The sequence below is a fragment of the Streptomyces milbemycinicus genome (genome assembly GCF_002154605.1).
GTDB lineage: Bacteria > Actinomycetota > Actinomycetes > Streptomycetales > Streptomycetaceae > Streptomyces > Streptomyces milbemycinicus.
Genome location: NZ_MUNE01001203.1, coordinates 1 through 376 on the forward strand (window position 1 = coordinate 1; position 376 = coordinate 376).

Here is a 376-nt window from a genome sequence, read left to right on the forward strand (position 1 = left end):
TGCGGGGTGGTGTATCCGCTGCGGCGGTAGGCGAGCAGCGCGGGCAGGTCGATGTTCTCCACGACGAACCGCCGGTCCGCGCGCTGCTCGCCCTCCGGGACCTTGCGCCCCGTCAGGTCCAGATGCTGGGCACGGACCACATCGATCCCCGCCTCGCTCTCGAAGAGCCGGAACTGCGCGCCCATACGGGGGTTGAAGTCGAGCAGTTTGTACCGCCCGTCCCGCCGGTCGAAGCGCCAGTCCAGATCGACGATTCCGGAGAAGCCGATCCGCTTGACGAACTGGGCGGCCAGCTCCGCCAGCTCGGGGTTGTCCACCACATAGGCGCAGGCCGTCATGCCCGCATGGGGCGGCCAGGACCGCACCTTGACCCCGG

The 376-nt window shown here is 69.4% G+C and carries 1 pseudogene (cut by a window edge); it reads right to left on the reverse strand.

Going from position 1 to position 376, the window contains the following annotated elements:
• Nucleotides 1–376: pseudogene (locus CCN51_RS52100) on the reverse strand (ATP-grasp domain-containing protein); its annotated part runs 407 nt beyond the window's last position; the annotation flags it as partial.